The sequence below is a fragment of the Shewanella sp. 4_MG-2023 genome (assembly GCF_030548015.1).
GTDB lineage: Bacteria > Pseudomonadota > Gammaproteobacteria > Enterobacterales > Shewanellaceae > Shewanella.
This window is the reverse complement of sequence record NZ_JAUORL010000016.1, coordinates 82,329-102,249: the sequence shown is the minus strand read 5'-3', so window position 1 is coordinate 102,249 and position 19,921 is coordinate 82,329. Positions and strand designations below refer to the sequence as shown.

The window sequence follows — 19,921 nt, the reverse complement described above, 5'->3', positions numbered from 1 at the left end:
TTGAGGCTATTGGCCTGTCGCCGTGTCAGTGGATGCGCATTATAGGCAAGTTAAGATTTAGCGCAAGGGCTTTTATGAAGAAAACGATAGAAAATGGCTTGTTCGTTGCTATTTCAAACGAAACGCACAAAAAAGGGACTAACCGTCCCTTTTAAGGCGTTATATCAGGCTTTACTCACCAAAGAATCTTGATTCTTGTTTGATGACAACGGCCTCATCATCAATGGTCGCGGCTACGATTAAGTTAATTTTAGTCACGGTTCGCTCTAACACCCCTGGATCGACAGCAATACTAATAGGTAAGGTGAGCACTTCACCCGCTTGCACTGATACGGTTTGTGGACCGCTCCATTCATATCCTTCAATACCATCCATCGAAAGTGCATATTGCTGTGCTTGCTCAGTTTTATTAAGTAGCTTTAAGGTATAGGTGTTCTGCACTAAGCCATCATTGGTTATTCTATATAAAGCATTTCGGTCTCGGATAACATCCATTCGCACAGGGGCAATTGTGGCGCTGGCATAGATAAACACTAAGATCATGACTGTTAACGCCACACCATAACCCACCAATTTCGGTCTTATGATGCTTTCTTTAACGTTTTCTAATTTATTTTCGGTGGTGTAGCTGATAAGTCCCTTGTCATAACCCATTCGATCCATTGTGGTATCGCAGGCATCAATACAGGCGCCGCAGTTAATACACTCATATTGCAGCCCATTACGAATATCAATACCGGTAGGGCAAACTTGGACACATAGGTCACAGTCAATACAATCACCTAAGCCCATTTCTTTAGGGTCTGCTTTGCGTGAACGTGGGCCACGGGTTTCACCACGTTTTGCGTCATAACCGACTATATAAGTGTTCTTATCAAACATGGCTGCTTGGAAGCGCGCATAAGGGCACATATGAATACACATGATCTCACGCATCCAGCCAGCATTACCGTAGGTTGCTAAGGTAAAAAATACTACCCAGAAATAAATGCCAATATCGGCATTAAGGGTAAATACATCAATATAGACTTCACGGCTTGGCACAAAGTACGACACAAAGGTCATCGCTGTAAGTAATGATATGAGTAACCAAGAAGTGTGTTTGGCTGTTTTACGCCATAGCTTATTAAAGCTCCAGGGCATCTGATCTAGCTTGATACGTTTATTTCGCGCACCTTCAAACTTCTCTTCTAACCAGATAAAGATAAATGTCCACACGGTTTGCGGACAAGTGTAGCCACACCAAACTCGCCCGAGATAGGTGGTAACAAAAAACAGTCCAAATGCGGCAATAGTAAAGAGTGCTGCCAATAGGGTTAAATCTTGCGGCCAAATAGTGAGATTAAAGATGTGGAACTTCTGTTCACCCAAATTAAACCACACGGCTTGTCTATCACCCCAAGGCAACCAAGGCAGGATAAGAAAGAAAGATAAAGTCGCCCAGCCAATACGGCGTCTTACCGTGGTCCACAGTCCTGTGACAGCACGGACATAGATACTGTTACTCGGATTAAAGCGATCCGCTTTACTGGCGTCGGGTTGATGAATCTTGATCCGGGTTTGCTTAGCGTAATCTTTAGTTTGAGATTCTTGTGTCATCTTGATGCCTTACTACTCAAAAAAGGGGCAAATTCTGTTTAGGTTACAGAAAACGTTATTAATTTAGATAAAAATAGCCTGTAACTGCTATGCACTCGTTTATAGAGTGTTAATTGAGTGTATTATACTCGCATTGTTTAAACTTATTCACTTTAATTGGACTAAAAGATGAGAGGCTGGATCCTTATAGCACTGATTGGCGGCGTTATTTACTACTTTGCCACCGAAACCGACAAATTAGATGAACCTATTGCTGCAGTTGAGTCGGTATTCAACGATACAGAAAAAAAACTAAAATCAATGACGGGCACTAAGATCACCAGAAAGGAAGATATCATCCCCACCATTCCCAGTGAGGTGATTGAAAGACTGACAGCTAAAGAACTCACTGAACTGAAAAGCGTGTTTACTGACAATGAGTCTGTGAGTGCATTTAAAGATGAGTATTGCGGTTTTGGGCTGACACATCCTGCTATTAGTAAACAAAACCTGCAATTTATCTGCGATAAAATATAATTTTTGGCTTTCCTGCCCTATGTCAATTGACCTGAGAATTATTTCAGCCTAGCCTTTGGATAATCTATTGAAAAAGGCTAGCAAAAAATGACTCAGCAGGTTTCCGACATATTCGACCCAACACTTTGGGACACTGTAACTGACTTCGATTTTGAAGACATCACTTATCATCGCGCAAAAGATCAAGGTACGGTGCGTATCGCGATTAACCGCCCCGACTGTCTTAATTCATTCCGCCCAAAAACCGTTGATGAACTCTACACTGCGTTAGATCATGCCCGCCAATGGTCTGATGTCGGCTGTGTATTAATTACAGGTAACGGCCCATCAGCAAAAGGTCAGCACTCTTTTTGCGCCGGTGGCGATCAGCGTATCCGAGGTAAAGATGGCTATAAATATGAAGGCGCAGAAGAAGGTAAACCTGATGTGGCACGCATGGGCCGCTTGCACATATTAGAAGTACAACGCCTTATCCGCTTTATGCCTAAAGTGGTTATTGCTGTAGTACCTGGCTGGGCTGTTGGCGGCGGCCATAGCTTACATGTTGTGTGCGACCTCACCTTAGCTTCTAAAGAACATGCGGTATTTAAGCAAACGGATCCTGATGTAGGCAGTTTTGACTCAGGCTATGGTAGTGCTTATTTAGCGAAAATGATCGGCCAAAAACGTGCTCGTGAGATTTTCTTCCTTGGCTTTAATTATACCGCTGATGAAGCGTTTGATATGGGCATGGTTAACCGCTCTATCCCCCATGCTGAACTTGAAACTGAAGCATTAAGCTGGGCGAAAGAAATCAACAGTAAATCCCCAACCGCGATGCGTATGCTCAAATATGGCTTTAACTTGCCAGATGATGGTTTGGTTGGGCAGCAATTATTTGCTGGTGAAGCCACTCGTTTAGCTTATGGCACAGACGAAGCGCAAGAAGGCCGTGATGCATTTTTAGAAAAGCGCGACCAAGACTTTTCTAAGTTCCCTTGGCATTACTAATACTTGCTGTTGCTTACTGTTGCTTACTGTTGCTTACTATCGTTAACTTAGAAGATGTCAGCCACTCATAGTAATAGCAGCAAATTAAGCCGACCATTTCTCGGTCGGCTTAATTGAAAAATCAAATAACGCCTATCGATAAACTGACCTTTACAACCTAGATGATAACAATTATCATTTGCATCAGATTAATAAAACAGGTCATTTATCATGAAAAAAACAATCACTTTCGCCATCTTACATTTCTGTGTCGCTTTTACTGTCACTTATCTATTAACAGGCAGTATTGTTATCGGCGGCGCTATCGCACTATTAGAACCTGCTGTAAATACCGTAGTATTCTATTTTCATGAGAAAGTCTGGAAACGCATTGAGCAAGCTAAAGCTGAAGATACCTTGCAACAATTCAGCGCAGCTTAACCCCCATTTATAATGGCTTAGCCAATTACAGTATCAAATGATCTGATCGATCACTCTGCTTTATGCTGCTCTTTTTGCTCTAACCCAAGTTTATTGGCCAAGGGTGCAATAGCGCCGCCCTGAATAAACACAGACATCAATACAAAAAAGAATACCATGTGGACGATTTCTATCGCACCTGGTACGCCTGCCGCTGCAGGTATTAAGGCAAACACAATCGGAGTTGCCCCTTTTAGGCCTATCATTGAAATAAATAAACGCTTTTTCCAGCTGGCCTTCACAAACGGCAAGTAACATAACTGCACCGCTAACGGTCTCGCGACCAAGATAAGTAATAGCCCCGGAATAATAGAAATCCAAAAGACGTTCATTAATGTCTGCGGGAATATCTGCAGTCCGAGCACGATAAACATCAACGCCTGCGCCAACCAAGATAAACTATTAAAAAAGTGTAAATTAACCAGTTGGCCGCGCTTAATGCCATTACCTATCACCACACCAGCAATATAAGACGCCAGTAAAATATTACCGCCAAGCATCTCGGCGCTATAAGTAGCAATAATAAAGCTCGCTAACACAAATACCGGAATAAGCCCGAATTCAGCCAAACTAATTCGATTAAGCAGTAATACTGCTAATTTACCAATTAAGAAGCCCACCACAATGGCAACCAAAATCTGGCTCGCTAGGTGCAGTGATAAGGTTGAAATAGCAACCGCTTGATGAGAAGCCAGTGTCATATCGGTTAATACAATCACCATTAGCATTGCCACAGGGTCATTGGTGGCTGACTCGAACTCCAGCACAGTATCGGTTTGCTCTTTTAACTTAAGCTTTTTAGACTCTAAAATTGAAAATACTGCCGCCGCATCAGTTGAAGATACGATAGCGGCAAATAACAAGCAGGTGATTAGATTAAAATCCAGCAGTCCATAAAGAATTGCCGCAAAGATGAGCGTGGTAAATATCACCCCAAATGACGCTAATACTCCGCCTTCTTTATAGGCCACTTTAATTTTATCGGTGGAGGTATTTAAGCCACCGACAAATACAATCACATTAAGTGCCAACCCCCCTATCCATGCAGTTTGGTCGAGATTGTCATACACGAAATTAAACTCACCATTACCCAAGGATAAACCGACCCCCATAAATATCAGCAACGAAGGTATGCCTAAGGTGCGAGATGGATGGTGCAATAAAATGCCAATAACAATGAGTACTGAGATGCCAATCATGACCATTTCTGTTGTCATACATTTACCTTATATAGTGTGAATAATGTCGATGCACTCTGCTGTAAGAGTGGGCGTTGCATGCGGTGTGCATATCTTAGTTGCTCGTAAACTTGGCAATGAAAAGGTAAAAAGACGATGTTGCAGTGTACATTGCGATGACTTAACCCCACTCAAACGGCGGTTTAGCTTACTAATTGTATATTATTTTAGCGCCTTAATTGATTGTCATAAAACTTTCATATTAGCCCAAATGTTAATAACCACTGCATAAAGAAAAACCCAAATATCGACACAAGGTTAAAATAAACTTAATTCACAATTAACTTAACACAGCAAAACAACTAGCTGACAAGCCCCGAACGCACCCAAGCACCCACTACAACTATATCCACATAAAGCCTGCAAATTTAAGAAATTAAAAGCCAACTTCCAAAATGCCTCACTCGACCACCCGTTACCGGTAACAACCAATTAACACCAACAAAACAATAACCTAACCACAATTAATCCAAATTAATTTGCTCGCTTTTGACTGTAACTTAACTGTCATATTGATCTGTCTTAATGCACTCGCTTCAAATCGAACCTTAAAAGAGAAGCGCCCTAATGTTGATATCCAAATGGATTAAACGAACTACCTATATTAAGTGGAACTTGTGATGAAAAAAGTGATTGGTTTACTAACAGCTGTTGGTTTAATGGCAGCACCTCTTGTTCAAGCTGGTACAGTTACAGTGTCTGGTTCAACCTCTGTTGCCCACGTTATGGAAGTGCTGGCAGAGAATTATCAAAATACGACAAACAAAAATGTTGAAGTACAGGGCACCGGCTCATCAGCAGGTATTCGCGCCGCTAAAGATGGCACCAGTATGATTGGTATGTCATCTCGTAATATCAAACCAAATGAATTAACGCCAAAAACAAAAGAAATCGTTATCGCTCGTGATGGTATTGCTGCTGCAGTAAATAAAGCAAACCCAGTTAAAGACCTGACTCAAGAACAAATTTCTAAAATCTACCGTGGCGAAATCAAAAACTGGAGCGAAGTTGGCGGCGAAGCACGTCCAATCGTTGTTGTTACTCGCGAAAATGGTTCAGGTACTCGTGGCGCATTTGAAGAAATCATGCAGCTACAACGTAAAGTTGATGGCCACACAGTAACTGCTATTACTCCTTCCGCTCAAGTCGGTAACGGTAACGGCATGATTAAAACCATCGTTGCTAACAACCCATACGCTATTGGTTATATTTCACTAGGTAGTGTTGATGATTCACTCAACGCATTATCAGTCAATGGTGTTGCAGCTACCGATAGCAACATTGCCGCTGGCGACTATCAAATTGCCCGCCCTTTCATTGCGTTAATAAATGAAGACGCACCAGCAACAGCAAAATCATTTATTGAATTTATTATGTCTGCAGACGGTCAAGGTATCGTTGCAGAAGAAGGCTACATCCGCGTTCAGTAATTACTGATTGAATGCATGGCATAAGAAGGCCTAGACCTTCTTATGCTGCTTTTTGTTTATATAGAGGTTGTAACATGGAAACGGCTAGCAAAATAGACATGACGACAAAGGTGTCACTGTCTCCTGCCAAGAAAATTGATTGGGTTGAACTACTCTTTCACGGGTTATTTTTTCTCAGCGCCATGGTCGGCGTGGTATCGGTCATCACTATTGGCTGGTTCGTTTTCTATGAAGGATTACCCGCATTTAAAGAAGCGGGAGTGTTAAACCTCATTTTTGGTAAAGAATGGCTACCACCTGCGCTTTACGGTATAGCCGCCATGATTGTCGCCTCGCTTGCTTCAACCATGGGCGCGGTAATGATTGGCGTACCAGTCGCAATATTAACCGCTGTCTTCTTAGCGGAAATTGCCCCAAAGTGGCTCGCCAACATTGTTAGACCTGCTGTTGAGCTATTAGCGGGTATTCCGTCGGTGGTTTATGGCTTTTTCGGTTTGATTGTTATCGTGCCAGCTATTGAAAGCATTTTTAATATTCCTGCAGGTAACACTCTATTAGCGGGGATTATCGTGTTGGCGATTATGATTTTGCCAACGGTTATTACGATTTCAGAAACATCACTACGCGCACTCACCCCGACTTATAAAGAAGGTGCTTTAGCCTTAGGGGCATCGCACATTTACAGTATTTTTAACGTATTAATTCCTGCTGCTAAAAGCGGAATTTATACCGGTGTGGCTTTAGGTGTCGCCCGCGCCATTGGTGAAACCATGGCCATTATCATGGTGATGGGTAATGCTCCTGCTATGCCAGGTTCACTACTTGAACCTGCACGTTCATTAACGGCTAACATCGCTATGGAAATGTCTTATGCAACCGGCATCCACTCAAGTGCTTTATACGCTACAGGCATTGTATTACTGGCCTTTATCGTTTGTTTAAATGCTGGACTACTTTATCTAAACCGTAAAAGAGGGCATGCATAATGACTCAAGTATCAAACAAGCAATCCCGAGTGTTTAAAGACAAGGCTGCACTGGCAGGCGTTTGGGCATCTGCAGCGCTCACCATAGTATTTTTACTTTGGGTTGTGTGGCACATTTTATCTAACGGCTTAAGCCATGTCAGTTGGGAGTTTATTACCAGTAGCTACACACGCATTGGCGAAGCATCAGGTATTTGGGCGATGATTGTATCAACCGTTTATATGGTTGGATTGTCACTGGGTATCGCAGCGCCACTGGGGATTATGACCGCTATTTACTTAACCGAATACGCCAAACCTGGCAGTAAATTGGTTGAAGTGATCCGTTTTTGTATTGAATCATTAGCCGGTATTCCATCGATTGTTTACGGTCTGTTTGGTATGACCTTCTTTGTGACAGTACTCGGCCTTGGGTTCTCTATCCTTGCTGGCGCGCTGACACTATCAATGCTGATTTTACCTGTGATAATCCGCACCACTGAAGAAGCGCTAATGGCGGTACCTATGAGCTACCGTGAAGGGGGTTATGCACTGGGCAGTTCAAAGATTTATACCATTTGGCGCCTCATTTTACCTAACGCATTACCGGGTATTGTGACCTCAATTATTTTGAGTACAGGCCGCGTTATTGGTGAGTCGGCACCGGTATTTTTAACCGCAGGCATGGTGACACAAATTCCTGAATCAGTATTAGATTCTGGCCGCACCTTAACCGTGCATTTATATAAACTCACCCAAGAATTATTTACTCAACATGAGTGGGATCAGGCCTATGCCACAGCCACCATCTTGATTGTATTAGTGCTAGCACTCAATCTAGCCACCAAAATTATCGCAGCTCGATTTGATAAACATTCACATTAAGGCAATTTAAAAATGAACAAGCTTGAAGTCAATAATCTCAACCTTTTCTACGGCGAAAACCAAGCGCTGAAGAATATTTCATTGCCTATTCCTGCTAAACAGGTCACGGCGTTAATTGGCCCGTCAGGTTGTGGTAAATCAACCTTATTGCGCACCTTAAACCGCATGAACGACTTAGTGGCAGGGGTAAAAATTGATGGTGATGTGTTATTTGAAGGCGAAAACATATATTCAGACATTGATGTAAAACAACTGCGGATGCGCGTGGGCATGGTATTTCAAAAACCCAACCCATTCCCAATGAGTATTTATGACAATGTTGCCTTTGGCCTAAAAGCGCAAGGCGAAAAAGACAAGTCAGTGATTGATAAAACCGTAGAGGAGTCTCTACGCGGTGCAGCATTATGGGATGAAGTGAAAGAACGCCTTCATAGTCCAGCACTTGGTTTATCAGGCGGTCAGCAGCAACGTTTGTGTATTGCCCGTGCCATTGCTATGCAACCTGAAGTGATTTTGATGGACGAGCCAACCAGTGCGCTTGATCCTATCGCCACCCATAAAATTGAAGAGTTAATGGACGAGCTACGTAAAAAGTTCACCATTGTAATTGTGACTCACTCAATGAATCAGGCAAAACGGATTTCAGATAAAACCGCCTTCTTCTGGATGGGCGAGTTAGTTGAACATGCAGATACCGCCACCTTATTCCAACATCCTGTTGATAGCCGCACTCAAGGTTATGTTAGCGGTGAATTTGGTTAAGCTGTCTACTAAATAGTTTATCCAAGCCTGCTTATACTGCCCGCTAAAGACAAAAAGCCCGAGACTAACATGGTTAGCTCGGGCTTTTTTGATTGGTAATAAATAAGACTGCTTATTAGGCAGCCTTATTGGCCATTAACCAATATGCACTTCACCTTTCCAGCTTACTGTTTTACCAGCAATTTCAAGGCTTGTGTGGCTGTCTGCATTGACATCAGCTTTGTTTGATACAAACACATTAACCTCTTGGCCTGACACCAGCGTCAGTTTCACAGCTGATGCATCAGCTGTGTGAGTGAGTACTTCAACCTTGCTCACTTGACCGCGAGCATCAGTGCTCGCTTCAATCGCTTCATTGAAATAGCCATGGGTTTCATAGACGTTAGCAAATAAATGCGTCTTGCCTTGCTGACGTAACAGCATTACCGGCTCGCTGCGTAAGTTAAAATCAGGATCATTGGCGCCAGTACGGGCAAAAATGACTTCACTGTCTTGGGTTGCGCTGCTCACCATTGAATAGTAGCTGCTGCCCATTAACCAGCTTACCAAGCTGCCTTGCTGATCAACCTTGCCTGAAGCAATGTTCCACAAGTGCTGATAACCTGATTTTTCACCGACAGGCTTAAGCTTAGACGCCGTTTGGTACTCAAAATCAGTACGGATAATTTGACCGCTGTGATGCATTACATAATCATAGGTATGCTGCTCGTCACTGGTTAAGCGGAATAAATCCAATACGATTGGCTTAGCAATGCCGGCAACTTCGAACATCACTACTGTGCGTTGTTGATCAACCCCTGGGTAGTAGCCACGTACAAATGCACTCATGGCTTGCATGTTGTTATCACCTGCCACAAAGAAGTGCGGTTCACCCCAACGTGCTTCAGCAGTGGCGGTGTCACCTTGGTTTTGACTGGTTTCATCAACCACAACTGTATTGTGAGCAACAGTTTGCTTACAGTAGCTTTTGTTTTCAGGAATATAACGACCGCCAAATTTTGGCTCAACGTTAACCCAACGGCCAAAGCCATAATCGTGAGTCACTTCTTGACCGTGATTAAACAGGCTGAGGTGTAAACCATCAAAATGACCGTGATCTAATGCTGAATGCAATTTATGGTCACTACCGTGTTGGCCGTACCATAGTAGCGCCATGCTATCGTCATCTTTTTCATCACGATGACGTAAAATTGAAATACCGCCGCGCTCGCCTTGTGGGCCGTCAGTGAGTTGTAAACTACCCCAGTTAAAACCGGCGAGTTTTTCAGAGTTTGCTACACCGTCAGATAATGCGGCACCTGAACCATGTACCCAAACCTTGTCTTGATGCACAGCCATTGATTTAAGGTTGTCATCTTGGGAGTAACGCTTAAAGCACACGCTAGTGGCAATCAGTACCCCTTCGTCTTTAATGTCCATGGTTTTAGATGAATCATTAAGCGCTGGCAACACACCATTAGGGAACGCGGTAGACATCACGGCGTAAGTGGTGGTTTTAATCACTTGATCTTTTAAGTTATAGATATCGATTTCAGGCTGACGACGTTGAATAGTCTCAGCAAATAAGTAAATCGGTCTAAGCGAGAAACGGTGATAATACGGACCTTCCATATAGTAACCATCTGGCGAGAACAGTTGCGTAAGCTGAGCAATAAAGCCACCTGATACGCTGTCACCCGCTAAGCCATAAAGTGCTTTATCAACACTGGCTTGGTCGTTAATGGCGTAACCACAAATACCCACACCCGCCACAGCCCAAAGGCCATGGTTATGGACGATGTCAAAATCGTGGGCATAAGTATCAACAAACAAGTCAATCATAGGACGGAATAAGTCGTTTTCGATTAACTGTTGTTCGTCAGTGGTTAACTCATGACGAATACACGAATAAGCACAAGATGCATACAGCATCCACATGTTTTCATTCAGTGTCTGATGGAAAATACGCCCCGGTGGGTTTGAGTCACGGCTAGTGTTCAGCTCAAAGCTGGTATACACCTTAGCGTACTCAACCAACATGGTTTTAGCGTAATCAAGGTAGCGCTTATCTTGAGTGATCAAGAATAAACGCCCTGCTAAATCCAGGTGAATATAGTTTTGCTTATGGCGGTTATGCTCATAACCGCCCGCTTCACCGTGGCCAGGAATTTCAATGCCGACAGGTAAATAAGCTTCAAGGGCTGCCACTTCAGTAGCAATAGAGCGGCCCATTAAGCTGTCTGTATTTAGATGAGTACGTAACTCAGCAGCTTCTTCAAAGCTCATTAATAATGGTTGGTAACTCATGGTATTAACCTCTTACTTCAACAGCAAAGTAACCCTGCCATTGGAAATCTTGATTGTTAAATGTCACGCTAGTTTTGCTCTCGTCAGTCACGCCAACTTGGTTACTGACCATCACAATGATTGAGTAATCTTTAGCGATAATTTCGATGACCGATCCCTGCTCATTGGTGCCAATAACCTTAACCTCGGTAATTTGGCCGCGGGCTTCAGTACTGGCTTCAATGGCTTCATTAAAGTAACCATGAGTCTCAAGTACGTTGGCAAATAGCGTGTCTTTTGCATTGCGACGTAATACTAAGCCTGGCTCGCTGCGTAAGTTAAATGATGGGTCATTGGCGCCGCTGCGAGTAAAGATAACTTCGTCTTCTTCGCTTGATGCCGTAAGCCAAGTGTAATAGCTGCTACCTTGTAACCAGCTCACTAAAGTGGTGTCTTTTGCTTTACCTTGACCAACATTCCAAAGATGTTGATAACCAAAATCATCACCTAGCGTCGATAACTCGGCGTGAGTTTGATAATCAAAGTTTGTCCGCACGATTTGACCATCGTAATGCAGTGCGTAGTCATATTGATGCGCCACCTCACTGGTTAAACGGTATAAATCAACCAAGATGGGTTGTGCTAAACGCTCGTCGTTTATCATGAGCAAGCTACGTTGCTGATCAACCCCTTCATAGAAGTCACGACAAAATGCACTCACACCTTGAATTTCTTTATCATCACCGCTAAAGAAGTGTGGTTCACCGTGGCGGCTATCAGCTAATTTAACGTCAAAGTTGTTTTGACACTTTTGATCTACCGCTACCGCATTATGGGCAATAGTTTGGCGAGCATAAGATTTGTTTTCATCTAAGTAACGACCACCAAATTTTGGCTCCACGTTAACCCAGCGACCAAAGCCGTATTCACGTAATACTTCTTGGCCATTGTTAAAGAAGCTCACTCCTAAGGTATCAAAGTGACCATGGCCCATACCGTGTTGACCGTAGTTCATCACTAACTGGCTCACATCGCCTTTATTACTTTGCATACGTAAAAATGCCTGCGCGCCACGATCACCATTTGGGCCTTCGTTTAGCTCAACACTGGCCCAGCAAGGGTTTAAAGCAGCTTCATTGTTATCAAAAGCGCTTGAAAGTGCTTGGCCACAAGCATTAACCCACACTGTATCTTGAATCTGCGCCATGCCTAAGATGTCATCATCAATACCATAGTGTTTCGCGTATAAGCTCAGCGCCACAATCACACCCGCATCGCAAATATCCATGGTCAGTGAAGCATCATTTAATGCAGGGAATACCCCATTTGGATAAGCTGTTGCCAGCATTGCTTTAACGGTTTTACCAATGACTTGACCGTTAAAGTTAAAGATATCTAGCTCAGGACGGTGACGGTGAATCGCCTCAGCAAACAAACATAGTGGACGAATGGCATAACGATGATAGTAAGGACCTTCCATGTAGTAGCCAGAAGGAGCAAACAACTTACTGATTTGCGCTAAATAACCACCTTCAATGTCATCACCTTTAAGACCGTGAATAGACATTTCAACATATTCAGGCTTATCAATGGCTAAACCACACATGGCAACAGCTGCTACAGCCCAGATGCCGTGGTTATGGATGCGGTCAAAATCGAATTCATACTTATCAGTAAACATATCTAACATTGGCTGGAATAAACCATCGATAATGGTTTGCTGCTGCTCAGCAGATAACCAATGGCGAATACAGCTATAACCTAAGCTAGAATAAAGCAGGAAGACATGTTCATTGAGGATTTGATGAAACAAACGACCCGGTGGGTTAGTGTTCAATTGCTCATGGTAATCAAGCTTCAAATACTTATCTGCATAAGCAAGTAACAGGTCAGCTGTATACTGAGCGTACTTGTCTTCACCTGTTACCAGAAACAAACGTCCTGCTTGGTTAATATATTGATAGTTTTGTTTGTGACGATTATGTGCATAACCACCCGCTTCACTATGGCCAGGGACTTCAACCCCTAACGCCATAAACGCGTCAGTATCTTCAATTAACTTGGTTAAGCTTTTACCCATTAGGCTATCTTTACCTAATTCATTGGCGATTGATGTGATTTCCGACTGTTCAAAAAGTACCGCTTTAATGGCTTGCGACATATTAACCTCAAACTAAAAGTGCTCATCTGAATCTAAAATAATACAAATAAACAAAAATTTCAGCATATATAAACTAATAATAGACTTGGATCACTGACTATTAGTTTTAGTTTTCACTATCAACTGTGCTTATTAAAATAATGAATAAATTACATAATTTATTTTTAACCCGATAAATCAATCAGATAGATGTATGACCTGTAAAATAATATAAAACAAATACGAAGCCGATCACAGTTACGGTAGATTTGTATTACAAATAAAAGTATTTTACTAGTACACTTAGATCATACTAAACAAGGTGGCGTTCGATTAACGTACAAATTGAGCGGCAACTTTAGCCAAGATAAATAGTCGATACCACAAAGTTCAATCAAGCACTAAGGCCTGATGAATATAGCTTACTTGCTTCTATCGACAATAAAAGGAGATTGTAATGAACGCATTTTATGAAGACGACAAAACCGCTTGGGAAGACCTAGGTGATGGTTTGAGCCGCAAAATAATTGGTTATACTCCTGATTTAATGGCTGTATTTGTAAAATTTGATAAAGGTGCCATCGGCCACCCGCATACTCACGACATTCACGATCAAATTGGTTATGTGGCTGCAGGCAGCTTTGAAGCTGAAATCGATGGTGTTAAAAAAGTGCTTAAAGCTGGCGATGCTTATATTGCGCCTAAAATGGTGATGCATGGTGCCGTCGCGTTAGAGCAAGACAGCATTTTAATTGATATGTTCAATCCTGCTCGTCAAGATTTTCTATAAAACCAAATAGGAGCTGATATGTCTATGTTAAAGGTCGGTATCATTGGCGAATGCATGATTGAACTGCAACAACGTGATGGCGAACTTGTCCAAAGCTTCGGTGGTGACACCCTGAATACTGCGGTGTATTTATCTCGATTAACTCAAGATAAAAATATAACCATCAGCTACTTCAGTGCCTTAGGTCAAGACCCCTTCAGCCAAAACATGCTTAAAAGCTGGCAACAAGAAGGCATAGATACCCAGCACGTTCAAATTATGTCTGAAAAGCTGCCAGGTTTATACGCTATCGAAGTCGATGACGAAGGTGAGCGAAGCTTCCATTACTGGCGTAATGATGCCGCGGCAAAATTCTGGTTAGAACACGCTTCAGCAACACTGCTAACAACGATCAGTCAATACGATGTGTTGTACTTATCAGGTATTAGCTTGGCGATTTTAACCCCTAAAAGCCGAGCAATACTGTTCGACGTCCTGCAAAAGTGTAAAGACAATGGCGGCAAGATTATTTTTGATAATAACTTCCGTCCCAGATTGTGGCAGTCACATCAACAGGCCCAAGAAAGCTATCTTAAAATGTTGGCCCTAACCGATATTGGCTTACTCACGTTTGAAGACGAACAAGCCTTGTTTGGTGACACGCAACTGGCAACCTGTATCGATCGCAGCCTCAGTGCAGGCATGAGCGAAGTAGTCATTAAGCGCGGTGCAGAAGAGTGCCTCATCGTCACCAAAGACGGCCAAGTTAGTGTGCCAGCCACCTTAGTAGAAACTGTGGTTGATACCACCTCAGCGGGCGATTCATTTGCTGCTGGGTATTTGTCACAACGTTTACTGGGCGCAAGCCATCAACAGTCAGCGCTTACCGGTCATGCATTAGCAAGTGAAGTGATCCAGCACAAAGGTGCCATCATTGATATCAGCGTAATGCCAGCAATACCAATGGCCTTTGATTCATAGCGCTAAGTATTTTCTGCAACAGTTTTAGGTAATCCATTTGGGCGAATTACCGCTAGTTATTATTCAAAAGGAAACAATATGAGCACGCTAAACGAAAGACTAAAACAGCTAAAAGTTATCCCGGTCATTGCCATAAAAAATGCCGATGATGCGGTGAAACTCAGCCAAGTTTTAGTTGAAAATGGTATGCCTTGTGCGGAAATTACCTTCCGTACTCCAGCAGCGGCTCAAGCCATTAAGAATATGCGCGCAGCTTACCCTGATATGTTAATTGGTGCGGGCACGGTATTAAATTCAGCAACGGTAGATGCGGCTATTGATGCAGGCGTGGATTTTATTGTTAGCCCAGGTTTTAACCCAAGCACGGTTAAATACTGTCAGCAACGCGGTATGCCGATTATCCCTGGTGTAAACAACCCATCATTAGTTGAGCAAGCAATGGAAATGGGTTTAGACACAGTTAAGTTTTTCCCAGCAGAGCCTTCTGGCGGCATATCAATGCTAAAAGCATTAACCGCTGTTTACCCAGTAACAATCATGCCTACTGGTGGCGTTTCACCAAAAAACATCAATGACTACTTAGCTGTTGATGCTGTGGTTGCCTGTGGTGGAACTTGGATGGTGCCAGCGAATTTAGTTGATAATCAGCAATGGGATGAAATTGGCCGTTTAGTTCGTGAAGCGGTAGCTGCACTAAACTAATACCTGTGGTGAATATAATGAGTTGCTGCAAATGAGCAAGTTGCAGCGCTTATTAAAAGATTAACAGAAAGACCAAATCATCATTTTAAATCCGATATAAAAGCTAGTGCAGAAACTAGCGAAAACCTAATCCCCATGCTCAAATAATAATAAAAAAATCATACTCCCACTCCGGTGGTATTCTTTCCCCAATATGGATATTGGGGATTTTTCGCTTTATGCCTGCAGCTAACTAAACCACGATTAAACCACAACGTTAAGGGCGATAGACCTGCTTAATCTCTCCTGTTTGATTGCCAAATAATTTCGTGCATAAGGCCAAATAAAGCTCTGCGGTAGCCACTGCATCAACCGAGGCACTATGACCATGGTATTCAGGTAAACCGTAACGCTGTCGTATCGATATCAGTCGATAATCACCATCTTGTTGACTAGCTTTGTTCAAGGTCATCGACTTTTCAATCGCTAAGGTATCAAGCCACAACAGTGGCATGGGTGGTAGCTGATATTTTTTCATCAAATAATGATCAATAAACTGCTGCTCAACTTGCTTACCATGCACTAACAGTAACTTACCCTGCATCTGCCGAAACAGATGCTCCATCACAATATCCAACTTCTGCGCCCGATTAACCATCTGCGGCATAATGTGGTTTATCACCGCGGTTTCTGGCCTCACCACACCTTTAATATAGGTATGGCCGACACTGGCTAAGTCAATTCGCTTGCCACGCATAGTAACGTAACCAACACTCAAAATATGATCTTGCTTAGCATCCAAACCACTGGTTTCAATGTCTAGCGATAAATAGGTGAGTTCAGTGACCTTAGCTCCAAGCTCTGGCAACGGCTGGGTTAATAACGCCAATAAAAAATCCGGTAATTGCGGATGCGCAGCAATATAATCCTGCCTGGCTTTATTGAGTCGCGTTAGTGGGTGAAAGTGGTTTAGCCATTTTTTTATCATTTAATTACCACTAAAGCGAAGCTTGGCCGCATCCTGAAGGTTACTGATAATTCTAAAAGCATCTTTTAAATGTTTACGCTCAAATGAGCTGATCGAGCTCGGCTCCATGTGATTATTGGGTTTTTGCCCCTGACGCAATGCCGATAGTTGATGGTTATAACGCACTTGAGTCACAAAATAGAAGGCCTCAATAATATCTTTAAAGTCATCTTCATGGAGTAGCTTTTGATTCACGGCATACTCAAAACGATGTCGAGTCCCTGACTCTGAACACCCCACAGCTAACCCATAAATACGTGCTAAATCGACAATTAAATTCAAGGCATACTTTTTAATATTAAGCACCTTAGTGTTATTACCGCTTTTTTCTACCACCAATTTATTAAAAATCCCTAAAGGTGGCTGCACTCGAACGGCATCAGTAACCAGCGAATGCAAAAACTGATGATCTTGGGCAATTAATTGATGTAAGTGCTGCTGCAGTTCAGCGGAAAAATTAGCATTGCCATGTAAGCTTCGCACCTCTAAAAATACGCTGACATTCATCAGCATGCCATATTGGGGATTGCTGACCCACTTGCGGTAAAACTGTTTCCATACAGATAAGGTCTGACACCATTTAGGGTTCGATGCCATGTAATGACCGGTACAGGTGGGATAGCCGCAACCATCCAAGCCTTGATTAACGAATTCACTAAGCTTAATAAAGTAAACTTTATCTTCTTCTGTCGCACTGTCATCCATAATAATGGCGCTATCTTGATCTGACAGCATATGAATTTCATTGCGGGCGTGGGAGCCTGCAACCACCCAATTGTAATCACAAGGTGGTGCGCCAAATTGCTCTTCGGCCATTTGAATTAAGCGGCGATTATAGGCATCCATGATCATCGACATCACTTGGCCGATAATTTCGGCGCTTACCTTGCCATCAACTAGGGCCTCAAAAATCGCTTGCCGCTCTGAAGTTAACTCTGCCAACCCTGCTGTAGTCTCGGTGTATTTGATTTTCTCAATTAAGAAAATCGCCTGCATCCGATGTTTTTGCACCAAGTGCGACGAGGTTAGTAACCCCAAAACTTCATTGCCACGTACCACAGGTAAGCTGCGAATACCCGACTGCATCATTAAAGATGCCGCTTTTAAAATTAAATCATCAGGGCCAATGGTAATAGCAGGCGTAGTCATTACCGTATGAATAGGCAAACTAATATCAAGGCCATCTGCAATGACTCGCTTGGTCATATCTCGGTCGGTAATAAGGCCAACAATGTTAGCGTCTTTTTTGATAACTGCGGTTGAGGTGCGGCAGGTATCACGCATTTCTTTGGCGACATCTTGAATGCTCATATCAATATCAACCACTGCAGCATGACCACTGGCCACTTCAGAAACTTTCTTTAAAAATAGGCCTTTCTCTTTATTGGACCACACCACATTTAAGGCCGAACGTAAGCGCAGTTGCGCCGCTGAGGAGATACTTTCACTAAACTGTTGATGTTGGGCGGTCAGTTTAAGCAGTTTTGAATGAGGAATTAAATACAGCAAGGTGTTTTCGATGGCGGTCGCGGTATAACCATCGAGGATATTCTTTAGGGGCTCTAAAAAGGTAAACCCGAATAAGTCTTCAGGGCCCATTTTTGAACGCAACACCCCGTCAGGCTTACGCTGCTCCATGGAGCCGGTACGAATAATATATAAATATTTTTCATTCGAACCGTCGCTGAATTGGATCTGCTCACCACGGCCAAGGTAGGTAATACTAATGCAGCTGGCAACATCTTTTAAAACGTCCCCTGACAGTTGATCAAACGGGTCAATTTGCCCAATAAAATCAACAATATTAGGAATTAGCGATTCATCCATTATCTTCTCTCAATCAGCGACGGGTAGATACCAAGGTCAAAAACCTTGGCATTTGTATGATTTAATATTAACGCATTTTGAGGAATAAAACGTTAACCAGACAGCAATCTTCTGCGAAAAACTGCTACTTTTTAACTTATAGAACAGCTCACAAAAAAAGGCCAACCTGTCAGTAACAAGTTGGCCTTTTTTAGCGATTAAAGCTTACTGCTGAATCGCTTCTAATTCTTGGTCACTTTGATTTAGCAACTCTTCACTGGCTTGACGAGCCTTTTCTGCATTACCCGCCATAATCGCTTCGTAAATTAAACGATGCTCTTCAATACAGGTAGTGCCACGCTTTGAGGCATGGTGGAAGAAGCTCTTAAACATCGTGGTTAACACATTGGCAAACGGTAAAAAGAAGCTGTTACCAGTCGAAATAAAGATTAACCGATGAAACTCTAAATCGGCATCGACCCAACCTTCATGGTCAAACCCTTTAGAAATTCGATCCATTTCTTGAAATAGTGCGGATAACTGCATCCGCTGCTCAACCGTGGCATTGCGGGCGGCGCAAGCACAGGCTTCAGGCTCTATCGCTTTACGCAGCGATAAAAACTCTTGATAGAGATGCTCGGTTTTTTCCATGTCAATGAGCCAGTCAAGTAATTGAGAATCAAGATAATTCCAATACTCTTGCATTCGCACTCGGGTACCGACTTTGGGCTTAGACTCCAACAAACCTTTAGAGGTCAATAGCTTAATCGCTTCTCGCAATGCGGTACGGCTGACACCAAACTGAGTACAAAGGTCCATTTCCCCAGGGATAATCTCACCCTGTGGCAAATCACCAGAAATAATACTACGAGCCATTTCACATGCCACTTGCACATGTAAGCTGCGTTTTTCGCCACCAATTGGTGTAAATTTTGTGCTCATGTAGTAATACCCACCTATGATTTACACATTAATTAATACAAAAGACATAATAACTTGTATCACAAAGATACAAAGCAAAGGAGCCTTGCTGATAAGCAGAGGTTTAACAATGGCAATTGATAACCACAACATTTTAGCTAAGTTAGGCCTTGACGCAAATATTAAAGTCAGCAGTATAAAATATTTTTACTCTATATATTAGATGATTAGCAAGTAATAACAGTGAAATCTATTACACTTGTCAGCCAATAAAGTTTGTTAAACTATGTCTTTTACAATGAACTATAACGCCGACTGATACTCTTTTAACTAGTATATGGCATCGTTTAACATTCACCCGTTTTAGACCAGTAATAATATTAATGTAATTATAATAACCTTAATTGAAGATTAATACTTAATCCTTGTTCATAGTTAATACTGACAAGCTCACAAAAATCAAAAATAATCTTTATTTCAGTGTTAAG

At 42.5% G+C, this 19,921-nt stretch carries 17 protein-coding genes; 10 read left to right on the top strand and 7 right to left on the bottom strand.

Annotation, left to right across the window (positions count from 1 at the left end; translation table 11 throughout):
- Positions 1 to 171: 171 nt before the first annotated feature.
- The gene (ccoG, locus tag Q4546_RS10955; RefSeq protein WP_303446271.1) at positions 172 to 1,599 is read right to left on the bottom strand and encodes a cytochrome c oxidase accessory protein CcoG; all 1,428 of its coding nucleotides are present in this window, start codon (positions 1,597 to 1,599) and stop codon (positions 172 to 174) included.
- Positions 1,600 to 1,767: 168 nt separating this feature from the next.
- Here ccoG and Q4546_RS10950 point away from each other — a divergent pair, with 168 nt between their 5' ends.
- The 3 genes from Q4546_RS10950 (at position 1,768) to Q4546_RS10940 (ending at position 3,525) form a co-directional block, all read left to right on the top strand.
- The gene (locus Q4546_RS10950) at positions 1,768 to 2,115 is read left to right on the top strand and encodes a hypothetical protein (RefSeq protein ID WP_102475837.1); all 348 of its coding nucleotides are present in this window, start codon (positions 1,768 to 1,770) and stop codon (positions 2,113 to 2,115) included.
- An 87-nt stretch (positions 2,116 to 2,202) separates the two neighbouring features.
- Entirely contained in the window at positions 2,203 to 3,105 is a 903-nt protein-coding gene (locus Q4546_RS10945) for a 1,4-dihydroxy-2-naphthoyl-CoA synthase (RefSeq protein WP_102520252.1), read from the top strand.
- Between the two features lie 210 nt (positions 3,106 to 3,315).
- Positions 3,316 to 3,525 (top strand): DUF2061 domain-containing protein, encoded by a 210-nt coding sequence (locus Q4546_RS10940; RefSeq protein ID WP_303446270.1) that lies wholly within the window; start codon positions 3,316 to 3,318, stop codon positions 3,523 to 3,525.
- Between the two features lie 50 nt (positions 3,526 to 3,575).
- On the opposite strand, the gene Q4546_RS10935 is transcribed toward Q4546_RS10940, so the two are convergent.
- The gene (locus Q4546_RS10935; RefSeq protein WP_102475839.1) at positions 3,576 to 4,781 is read right to left on the bottom strand and encodes a potassium/proton antiporter; all 1,206 of its coding nucleotides are present in this window, start codon (positions 4,779 to 4,781) and stop codon (positions 3,576 to 3,578) included.
- A 641-nt stretch (positions 4,782 to 5,422) separates the two neighbouring features.
- On the opposite strand from Q4546_RS10935, the gene Q4546_RS10930 reads away from it, so the two are divergent.
- The 4 genes from Q4546_RS10930 (at position 5,423) to pstB (ending at position 8,843) form a co-directional block, all read left to right on the top strand.
- Positions 5,423 to 6,232 (top strand): phosphate ABC transporter substrate-binding protein, encoded by an 810-nt coding sequence (locus tag Q4546_RS10930; protein WP_303446269.1) that lies wholly within the window; start codon positions 5,423 to 5,425, stop codon positions 6,230 to 6,232.
- A gap of 74 nt (positions 6,233 to 6,306) precedes the next feature.
- A complete protein-coding gene (gene pstC, locus Q4546_RS10925; RefSeq protein ID WP_076541861.1) occupies positions 6,307 to 7,218 on the top strand; it encodes a phosphate ABC transporter permease subunit PstC in 912 nt (303 codons plus the stop codon).
- Positions 7,218 to 8,081 (top strand): phosphate ABC transporter permease PstA, encoded by an 864-nt coding sequence (gene pstA, locus Q4546_RS10920; protein ID WP_303446268.1) that lies wholly within the window; start codon positions 7,218 to 7,220, stop codon positions 8,079 to 8,081. Before pstC ends, pstA begins: the two co-directional genes overlap by 1 nt.
- 12 nt (positions 8,082 to 8,093) lie before the next feature.
- Entirely contained in the window at positions 8,094 to 8,843 is a 750-nt protein-coding gene (pstB, locus tag Q4546_RS10915; RefSeq protein ID WP_102439903.1) for a phosphate ABC transporter ATP-binding protein PstB, read from the top strand.
- A 135-nt stretch (positions 8,844 to 8,978) separates the two neighbouring features.
- Here pstB and Q4546_RS10910 read toward each other — a convergent pair whose 3' ends face one another.
- Positions 8,979 to 11,129 carry a heparinase II/III family protein gene (locus Q4546_RS10910; RefSeq protein WP_303446267.1) on the bottom strand — a complete coding sequence of 717 codons (2,151 nt, stop codon included), beginning with the start codon at positions 11,127 to 11,129 and terminating at the stop codon, positions 8,979 to 8,981.
- Positions 11,130 to 11,133: 4 nt separating this feature from the next.
- Positions 11,134 to 13,269 carry a heparinase II/III family protein gene (locus Q4546_RS10905; RefSeq protein WP_303446266.1) on the bottom strand — a complete coding sequence of 712 codons (2,136 nt, stop codon included), beginning with the start codon at positions 13,267 to 13,269 and terminating at the stop codon, positions 11,134 to 11,136.
- Between the two features lie 436 nt (positions 13,270 to 13,705).
- Between Q4546_RS10905 and Q4546_RS10900 the strand changes: the two genes are divergently transcribed.
- The 3 genes from Q4546_RS10900 (at position 13,706) to Q4546_RS10890 (ending at position 15,700) form a co-directional block, all read left to right on the top strand.
- Complete coding sequence (locus Q4546_RS10900) at positions 13,706 to 14,038, top strand: cupin domain-containing protein (protein WP_102437243.1); 333 nt, start codon at positions 13,706 to 13,708, stop codon at positions 14,036 to 14,038.
- An 18-nt stretch (positions 14,039 to 14,056) separates the two neighbouring features.
- Entirely contained in the window at positions 14,057 to 14,998 is a 942-nt protein-coding gene (locus Q4546_RS10895) for a sugar kinase (RefSeq protein WP_303446265.1), read from the top strand.
- Positions 14,999 to 15,076: 78 nt separating this feature from the next.
- The gene (locus tag Q4546_RS10890; RefSeq protein ID WP_102437247.1) at positions 15,077 to 15,700 is read left to right on the top strand and encodes a bifunctional 4-hydroxy-2-oxoglutarate aldolase/2-dehydro-3-deoxy-phosphogluconate aldolase; all 624 of its coding nucleotides are present in this window, start codon (positions 15,077 to 15,079) and stop codon (positions 15,698 to 15,700) included.
- 256 nt (positions 15,701 to 15,956) lie between these two features.
- Here the strand turns inward: Q4546_RS10890 and Q4546_RS10885 are convergent, their stop codons facing one another.
- The 3 genes from Q4546_RS10885 to Q4546_RS10875 all read right to left on the bottom strand — a co-directional run bounded on the left by Q4546_RS10885 (position 15,957) and on the right by Q4546_RS10875 (position 19,454).
- Positions 15,957 to 16,667, bottom strand: a complete 711-nt coding sequence (locus tag Q4546_RS10885) for a 3'-5' exonuclease (protein WP_102437249.1) — start codon at positions 16,665 to 16,667, stop codon at positions 15,957 to 15,959.
- The gene (locus Q4546_RS10880; RefSeq protein ID WP_102475846.1) at positions 16,668 to 18,533 is read right to left on the bottom strand and encodes a DUF294 nucleotidyltransferase-like domain-containing protein; all 1,866 of its coding nucleotides are present in this window, start codon (positions 18,531 to 18,533) and stop codon (positions 16,668 to 16,670) included.
- A 204-nt stretch (positions 18,534 to 18,737) separates the two neighbouring features.
- Complete coding sequence (locus tag Q4546_RS10875) at positions 18,738 to 19,454, bottom strand: FadR/GntR family transcriptional regulator (protein ID WP_076541842.1); 717 nt, start codon at positions 19,452 to 19,454, stop codon at positions 18,738 to 18,740.
- Between the last annotated feature and the right edge of the window lie 467 nt (positions 19,455 to 19,921).